Below are 7,828 nucleotides of genomic sequence, written 5' to 3'. Positions count from 1 at the left end.
CTTCTTTTTCCATTTTTTCTAATCTCCGTAGACTTACAGTATGGACAATGCACAGTATGAACCCTCTCCTCATCCCTTTATTATGCAACACCAAAGCTGATACTCAAGCTGGAGATATTATAGTTAATGCAACAGGAACAGTGCGAGTAGGAGAAGAAAGTCGGATTGCAAATGTTGTAGATACTAGTACTTTAGGTAATGCTGGAGATATTAGGATTACTGCTAGTTCGTTATTTCTCTCTGATAATGCAAAACTGCGTACAACTACTTTTGGACAAGGTAATGGTGGCAATTTACTAATAGAAGCAGCTGATCGCGTTTCTTTAGATAGGGACGCAGCTATTTTTGCTGAAGTTAAAGGAACTGGCAATGGTGGAAATATTCGTATAAATACAGCGTCATTTTCTGCAACAAATGGGGCTGGACTATCCAATAGTATTTACGGTAAAGGAAATGCTGGGGATATTTTTATAAATGCAAGCGGTCGCATTTCTTTAGATAGGGACACAGCTATTTTTACTGAAATTGAAGGAACTGGCAATGGTGGAAATATTGAAATTACAACAGGTTCCTTGAGTATTACTGGGGGAGCGCAACTGCTAACAAACACTGTTGGGCGGGGTTCGGCTGGCAATATAATTATTAACGCTCGCGATGGCGTTTCTTTTGACGGCACTACTCGAAGTGGAAGATTTCCAAGTACCGCTTTTAACAGTGTAAATACAGAAAGTAATTTCACAGGCAAAGGTGGAAATATTACCGTATACACCAATCTTTTCCGCATCATAGATGGTGCAACTATAGATGCACGCACTTTAAATAGTAGCGATGCAAGCAATATTACAAGGGAGCATCCCTCTTTGGCGAAAACATCAAATAGCAAGTGTTCCGTTGAGGTAAGCACAACGAACAGAAAGTATTGAATTAACGTTGTCAACTTTCCACTGCGCTCCAGAAATTTTAATCCTTGTACCAAGAAGCTTAATAGCAGATTCCACTGCTCCAGAACCTACAGAACAGACTTGTTCAGTTTGGCAATAGCTGTAGTTAACAATTGTTTGGCGATGGCGCTTTAGATAAGCACAGAAATTCTGTGCCTGCTTACCTTTACAATTGGTAAATAAAGCCTGGGTTGCTTCCACTTGTCCTTGCCACAAAAGCACTTCAGCTTTTTTAAGCCGCTTTAAAGAACCACCAACTTTATAGAGATTTTCTTTGACATTCCCTGACCAATGTAGGTTCACCAGGTTTTCCAAAAGTACCAACATTAGCGATCGCTACCTGACGAAATGGGCAATACTATAGTGGGAATAAAAGTAAAACCAGTGAGGTACAACACTATGGCTGAAAACCTTACATGGCAAAGTCTCTGATGTACTTCATCCATGTCGAAACCTAATTATTAGTTTTTCAATTTTTTGGAGGAGAGAAAAATGAAGAAGTTCACCAGTTTAATGGTTGTCGGGGCAGTGTTGTCGATTACTGCGCCAGCCTTTGCTGAAAATCGTGCGGTTAATATCAGTATTGGCAGTATTGGTGGCCCCTTAGATAATGCCGCTTTGCAAACAATTCGTCAAGTTATCGGGTTTGCAGTCGGCACAAGCACCGTCGATAAATTCATTGTATATAGTCCCAGGGCAGGATCACCTATTCCCATCGAAGGGGGTTTATCTGCTTGTGCTGAAGCTGGCTTCGGCACAACTAATACAATATTTAATGCTTTTATCCAAGAATTGCGTTCAATTAAGCCTAAATCAGGAACTTTCTACAATGTAGAACTTACTGCAAGCTGCAAACAGAGATAAGAATGTCGTTTGCACTCAAGTGCGGTAGGATGGGCTGAGGTACGAAGCCCATCCATCGAGTTATACAACCCTTTTTCATCACCCAAGCCCAAAGATTTATTTTTAATGCTCTTGACAAGATTTTACCATTATGGTATACGAATACCCTGCTTACCTTTAAAGGGGTGGTATCCCCAGCAAAGCTGGTAAATCTAGAGAGGCGAGGTGTTGATAAGCTTGATCTATGACCCGCTTACCTCTAAGAAAGCCTGTATTAGCTCCAGGACAAATATACTGGAGAGTTTCTGGTGTAAAACGTTCTAACAATAATCGAAGGCTCTGAATTTGCCTTGGCCAGTGAAAGGTTTTAGTTGTCCGTAATGGTACTGTTTGACCATGCTGGTTAGGGAGTAAATGGCGACCAGAAAACAATATACCCTCAAGTTCGCTGTAGTAGAGACAAGATGAGCCGGGAGAGTGGCCTGGTGTCCAAATTACTTGTGTTGTAGCATCAAGAGTAAATTCTTGCCTAAAAGTAGTTACGGTTAAGCCTGGTAATAAATACGCTTCTTGCTCTTGAATCAGCACCTCGCAGCCAAAGACTTGCTGAAATTCAGCAGTCTTGCCAATGGCGCCGCGATGGGTGATAAATAACCAACGCACGCCTCCATGCGATCGCAAAAAATCTTGATTTGTTTTTTCTAATGCAGGGCAATCTATGAGGATATTGCCTTCATTTCTTACAATAAAATAAGAGGTTCCCCCTAATGTGTCCCGATTGGGTGGAAAGGCAAAAATGCTCTCTTGGGCGAAGTCCGATTGCAGAGAACCTGCGCTGAGAACTTCGTTAGGGAAGACAGCCCGTGGCGGCTTAGTTGTATGACTTGGCTGTTGAGGTAAAGGGCACATAATAAAAGAACCGAAACTGAGGAGTTGTGGACAATTTGATGACAGTGCAGAAATTCTCAAGAATTGATTGAGCGTTAAGCAGCACTGTTAACCGTTGTGAAAAAAATTGGGATTTGAGGTCTGCCTTGTAGTTAATGCTATGGTGCTAAAGCTACTGGTGAGGCGTTTTGTCAAAATTACTGAACGATAACATGGCATTTTGGTTTCTGTTTATCCTCCTGCTGGGGCTAGCTACTTACCTAATGGTGCAGCGTAGCGTTGCTCGCATCACCCGAACACCAGTATGGTTGTTGTGGCTGGTTTTAATGACACCAGCATTCCTGTTGAGTGGGTGGACGCTAATCTACGGAGCGAAACAATCTCCACCACCAGAGCTGATCCTCTGGTCGGTATTTGTCTGCACAGTCTTGTACTGGGTATTGTTTCAATGGGGGCGTCAAGTACCAAGAGATACACAGACCCAAACCCAAACCCAAGCCTCAGAATCACAACCGAATATCCAGCCTACCCCAGAACCAACAGTGCGTCCCATTGAACCAACAGAAGAAACCCAACTGCGAAATTGTTTTCCTTGGTCTGTATACTACGTTCAAAATATTGAGTACCGACCACAATCTGTGATTTGCCGGGGTCAGTTGCGAACTAAACCTAGCAACGCTTACCAGCAGATTAAAACTAATATTGAAGCACAATTTGGCGATCGCTTCTTGCTGATCTTTCAAGAAGGTTTCAATGGCAAACCTTTCTTTGTGCTGGTTCCTAACACTCAAGCTGCGAAAGAGACAAATACACCACGACGCAACCAGGAACGGTTAACTCGACCAGGATTAGCGCTGATGCTGCTAGCAGCTACTTTGATCACTACTACCTTGGTGGGATTACAAAATGCTGGTGTTACTCTGCCGCCTATTTGGCAAATTGGATCTTTGTTGAAACTTCTATCTAATCCAGATGTCCTATTCAAAGGATTACCTTATGCTCTAGGATTGATGACTATTTTAGGCATTCACGAACTTGGGCATTATTTGACAGCTAGATTCTACAAGATTCGCTCGACGTTACCTTACTTTATTCCTGTACCTTTCTTTTTGGGAACTTTTGGTGCATTTATTCAGATGCGTAGTCCCATTCCTAACCGCAAAGCTTTATTTGATATTAGTATCGCTGGGCCACTTGCAGGTTTTGTTGTCACCTTGCCATTACTAATATGGGGTTTGGCTCATTCTGATATAGTTTCCCTGACTGAAAAAACCCGACTTTTAAATCCTGATGCGCTCAATCCCAAGTATTCGATTTTACTGGCTATACTCTCGAAGTTAGCTTTAGGAAGTCAGTTAACAGCAAAATCAGCCCTCGATCTGCATCCAGTTGCAGTAGCAGGTTTTTTAGGACTAGTTGTCACAGCGTTAAATTTAATGCCTGTAGGACAATTAGATGGAGGTCACATTGTCCATGCAATGTTTGGACAACGAACTGCAATCGCAATTGGTCAAACTGCTCGCGTGTTGTTACTATTACTTTCTTTAGTACGAGAAGAATTTTTGGTGTGGGCAATTATCTTATTATTTATGCCATTGATTGATGAACCTGCACTGAATGATGTCACTGAATTGGATAACAAACGTGACGTTTGGGGGTTACTGGCAATGGCTTTGTTAATTGTAATTATTCTGCCATTACCGCAGGCGATCGCTAACTTTTTGCAAATTTAATCAAGTAAATATATCAGCGATCGCCTTCTCAAGCTTTACCGTTTTGCTAATTCTGGAGTCCGCCCTTTTAAGCCAATCATCAATTTCAGCATAAATACTTTTAATATCGGTACTCGCTGCAAAAACCATAAACCTAAGCGACGAATCACCACCATAGGGAAGAAATTATTAGAAAACATCCGATCTAACAAATCGGTGAAACCTAAAATTGTCAGATTCTCCAGCTGGCGCCAGCGTTCATAACCTTTGAGAATCTGAATATCGCCAATATCTTTACCCGCCTTGTGCGCTGCTTGAATTACTTGCGCCAAAGCTGCGGCATCCCGAATACCCAAATTTAAACCTTGTCCGCCGACGGGATGGCAATTGTGCGCCGCATCACCAATTAATGCCAGTCGAGGGAGAACGTAGCGATCGCTTTGCATGAGTTGTACTTGAAAAACAAAGCGATCGCCTAGTAATTCCAGTTTGCCCATCTGATCGCCATAGCGGCGGCTAAGTTCTGCCAAAAATTGCTCGTCATTCAAAGCACACAAAGCTTTTGCTTCTTCATGGGGAGCTGTCCAGACAATGCGGCAACGGTTTCCCGGTAAAGGTAAAATCGCAAAGGGGCCGCTAGACCAAAATCTTTCGTAAGCCGTATTATTGTGGGGTTTTTCTGGTTTGACAAAAGCGACAATGCAAGATTGCCAATATTTCCAGCCCGAAGTTTTGATTCCAGCCGCTTGCCGAATTGGCGATCGCGATCCATCTGCTGCTACAACTAATTTGCTCTTGACTGTCTTTAGTTGATCGGCAATTTTAATATCAATGGCGACTATATTCTGCTGGTATTGCGTATTTACCACTTCCGCCGGACACAAATAAGTCACGTTCGGGCAATCTTGGACAAAATTTTGCAACGGCTGCAACAGCGCTTGATGTTCCGCCACATAACCCAACTCTGCTGTATTTATATCATCTGTGGTAAATTCCACCACATCGGGATAATCGGCATCTGAAAGACGAACTCGGCAATACTTGGCGATTTGCGGCAACATTTTGTCCCAAACGCCAATTCCTTGATAAATTAGCGACGAAAGCTGATGAACTGCATAAGCTTGTCCCTTCGCTACCGCCACTGATGCGACTTTCGCTTCAATTAGCAAAATACTCAAACCAGAATCTTTTAAAGCAGAGGCTAGAGTTAACCCAATAATCCCACCGCCGACAATTACCAAATCATATTCATATCCCCGCTCATTTGGCGGTGTTGATTGAGGGGAAATTTGCTCAAGCTGCGTTGGGGTCATTATTAAGTTAGGTTACAGCGTCTAACTCTTATTTTGACGCGATCGCGCCTTCTTGAGCAAGTTAACAATTCAAAATTGTATCCACAACCCTTGTAGAGACGCGAAAATTCGCAGAGACGCGAATTTTCGCGTCTCTGCGAATTTTTGTGTCTCTACAAATTATTTACTGACTCGATAGATTGGTCTAACCTGACGATAAGTATTAAGTAAGCTGAGAAATTTCTGACCATCAAAATTTATTGGGTCAACTTTTTTACCAGAACGGTCTACTAAATGGTGCGTAGTGATGCGATGATCTGGAACTTGACTTTGAGCAATTAACCAAGCAAGAGAATGATATTGAGCTTCCGTATAGCCGCTATGGGTTAGTTGGCTGCTAGCGTCATAACTATCTGGCGGTGTTTCTAAAGAGACGTGATAAGCAAAATTATTTACAGATGCCGGTAAATTCGGATTAGTCTGCACAGTTTCCACTCCCTCGGAACTCTCAAATACTGAGTTAGCCGCACCAAAAGCCCGCTTTTCTGGCGGTACTAAATAAACCACTGTTCCGTCTAACTTGACTAAAGCGTGGTAACTTGCTTGCACACTTTCATCAGTATGGGCTACTTGAAAGAAATTAACTGCGCTGGAAGCAGAATAACCAGTTTCATGGAGGACAATAATTGGTTGATTGTTGACAAGAATGCCGTTAATATCTTGGGTGTACCGTTCTCCATAGTTACTTGGATCAACCGAAGCAACTTGATAATTAGGTCTGTACTGTGCAAAAGCTTGAGTGGTTACATACCTTGCTACAGATTTGTTAGTCTTGACTGGGGACTTGATAACATTTTGAAATTTCTTCTCTGGCTCTTTCGCTAATTGGAATTGCGCCTGGGGATATTGATCAAAAGCTGTAACCTGTGGATTGGATGTACGGGATATTGTCGGATTGTTGTGTAATTTTGTTGCTCGTCCAATTAGCAGCACTACTATTAAAGTGGCGAACATCAGCCAGATTAGTAGCACTCTAGTCACCCAGTCTGTAAACTTCATTTTTCTAATACCCGTAAAACCGTAGATATTAATTTATAGCTAAACTGGCGTGTTAGTCGTAGAGGTGCACTTCTGTAAACCCCTACCGCTTATGGTATCCAAATAATCATCGCTATAATACCTTAATTCTAGTCAAATATACCCTATTAGTATATATAGGAATCCTAAGTAATTGTTTTATGCTTGCTTTGTCATGGAGTTATTGAAATACTCTCAAAACTATTGCTGCTGGTTTAGGGAATAGTTGATAAATTTCTCTACAATTCAAGATTGCAATCTCAAATCTGATATAGTTAGCGTTTATACTCTGCTGCGTGATGTTCGCATAGCCATAGGTAATGTCCCTCTGGAGTCAAGACTTTCTTTAATCCACCCCAGTGCTGCTGGGGATCTTTTTCTTCTAAAAGTTGACGCAAGGCACGCAAAGCTGCACCATCAGCGCGTTCTGGATCTAAATCTTCACCTCTAGCAATGTCTGCTAATTCTAAATCTTCAGATTGTTTGAGTTCAGGTAATTTTGCTGCTAGTTCTTTAAATAGTTCTAAGTCGTTTTTAAATAGCGTTTCATATTCTTTGGGATCTATGACACCCAGCCAAGGGCCAATTATCGGGGCGGCATATTTCAAGACTTTGAATAAGTTACCAATATAAGGTGCAGTTACTCTCAGCCATTTGGCAGGTTCATTTATTTCATATAAACCGCCTTCTTGGGTGGGATGCCAACAGCCCGGTGCTTGGCAATAGAGTTGTAAATCTAATTTCTGTCCAGTTAGATTCTTTTGCCAAGCTTTAGCGCCATGAGGACGCAGCACAAAAACATTGGGACAATGAGCATCTATGATTGCTTGTTCGCGGCGGAATGCATTGGTAAATCCCCGTTGCGTCAGTTCTAGGAGATTTTTGAATTCACCGAGAATTACTGCTTGTCCGTCAACAACTTTTGTTTCCAACTGGTCAATGCGTTCTAGGACTGCATTTTGGGTATTCCAGTTTAAGCCATATATAGCGGTTCTCAGTTGGGTGCAATATAGTAACAGCAGTGGGTGAACCATCCAATAATGTCTTTTTTAGTTACCGCATTCAGAGCATTTGT

General features: G+C 42.0%; 6 protein-coding genes and 2 pseudogenes. 3 read left to right on the top strand and 5 right to left on the bottom strand.

Annotated elements, in window-relative coordinates; translation table 11 throughout:
* Positions 1 to 923, top strand: a pseudogene (locus V7K89_RS32215) (hypothetical protein); the annotation flags it as partial.
* Here the strand turns inward: V7K89_RS32215 and V7K89_RS32210 are convergent.
* A pseudogene (locus V7K89_RS32210) lies at positions 873 to 1,223 on the bottom strand (ISKra4 family transposase); the annotation flags it as partial. The pseudogenes V7K89_RS32215 and V7K89_RS32210 sit on opposite strands and share 51 nt — an antisense overlap.
* Before the next feature lie 210 nt (positions 1,224 to 1,433).
* Between V7K89_RS32210 and V7K89_RS32205 the strand changes: the two are divergent.
* Complete coding sequence (locus V7K89_RS32205) at positions 1,434 to 1,805, top strand: hypothetical protein (RefSeq protein ID WP_335194644.1); 372 nt, start codon at positions 1,434 to 1,436, stop codon at positions 1,803 to 1,805.
* Positions 1,806 to 1,961: 156 nt separating this feature from the next.
* Here the strand turns inward: V7K89_RS32205 and V7K89_RS32200 are convergent, their stop codons facing one another.
* A complete protein-coding gene (locus tag V7K89_RS32200) occupies positions 1,962 to 2,693 on the bottom strand; it encodes an MBL fold metallo-hydrolase (RefSeq protein ID WP_335194642.1) in 732 nt (243 codons plus the stop codon).
* Positions 2,694 to 2,884: 191 nt separating this feature from the next.
* Between V7K89_RS32200 and V7K89_RS32195 the strand changes: the two genes are divergently transcribed.
* Entirely contained in the window at positions 2,885 to 4,405 is a 1,521-nt protein-coding gene (locus V7K89_RS32195; protein ID WP_335194640.1) for a site-2 protease family protein, read from the top strand.
* Between the two features lie 35 nt (positions 4,406 to 4,440).
* Here V7K89_RS32195 and V7K89_RS32190 read toward each other — a convergent pair whose 3' ends face one another.
* The 3 genes from V7K89_RS32190 to V7K89_RS32180 form a co-directional block, all read right to left on the bottom strand.
* Positions 4,441 to 5,697 carry an FAD-dependent hydroxylase gene (locus V7K89_RS32190; RefSeq protein WP_335194638.1) on the bottom strand — a complete coding sequence of 419 codons (1,257 nt, stop codon included), beginning with the start codon at positions 5,695 to 5,697 and terminating at the stop codon, positions 4,441 to 4,443.
* A 159-nt stretch (positions 5,698 to 5,856) separates the two neighbouring features.
* On the bottom strand, positions 5,857 to 6,735 hold the full coding sequence (locus V7K89_RS32185; protein ID WP_335194636.1) for an N-acetylmuramoyl-L-alanine amidase: 879 nt from the start codon (positions 6,733 to 6,735) through the stop codon (positions 5,857 to 5,859).
* Between the two features lie 293 nt (positions 6,736 to 7,028).
* The gene (locus tag V7K89_RS32180; RefSeq protein WP_335194634.1) at positions 7,029 to 7,787 is read right to left on the bottom strand and encodes a hypothetical protein; all 759 of its coding nucleotides are present in this window, start codon (positions 7,785 to 7,787) and stop codon (positions 7,029 to 7,031) included.
* Between the last annotated feature and the right edge of the window lie 41 nt (positions 7,788 to 7,828).

Source organism: Nostoc sp. (assembly GCF_036917515.1).
In the GTDB taxonomy this organism is placed as follows: Bacteria; Cyanobacteriota; Cyanobacteriia; order Cyanobacteriales; family Nostocaceae; genus Nostoc.
This window is presented reverse-complemented; position numbering and strand designations above follow the sequence as displayed.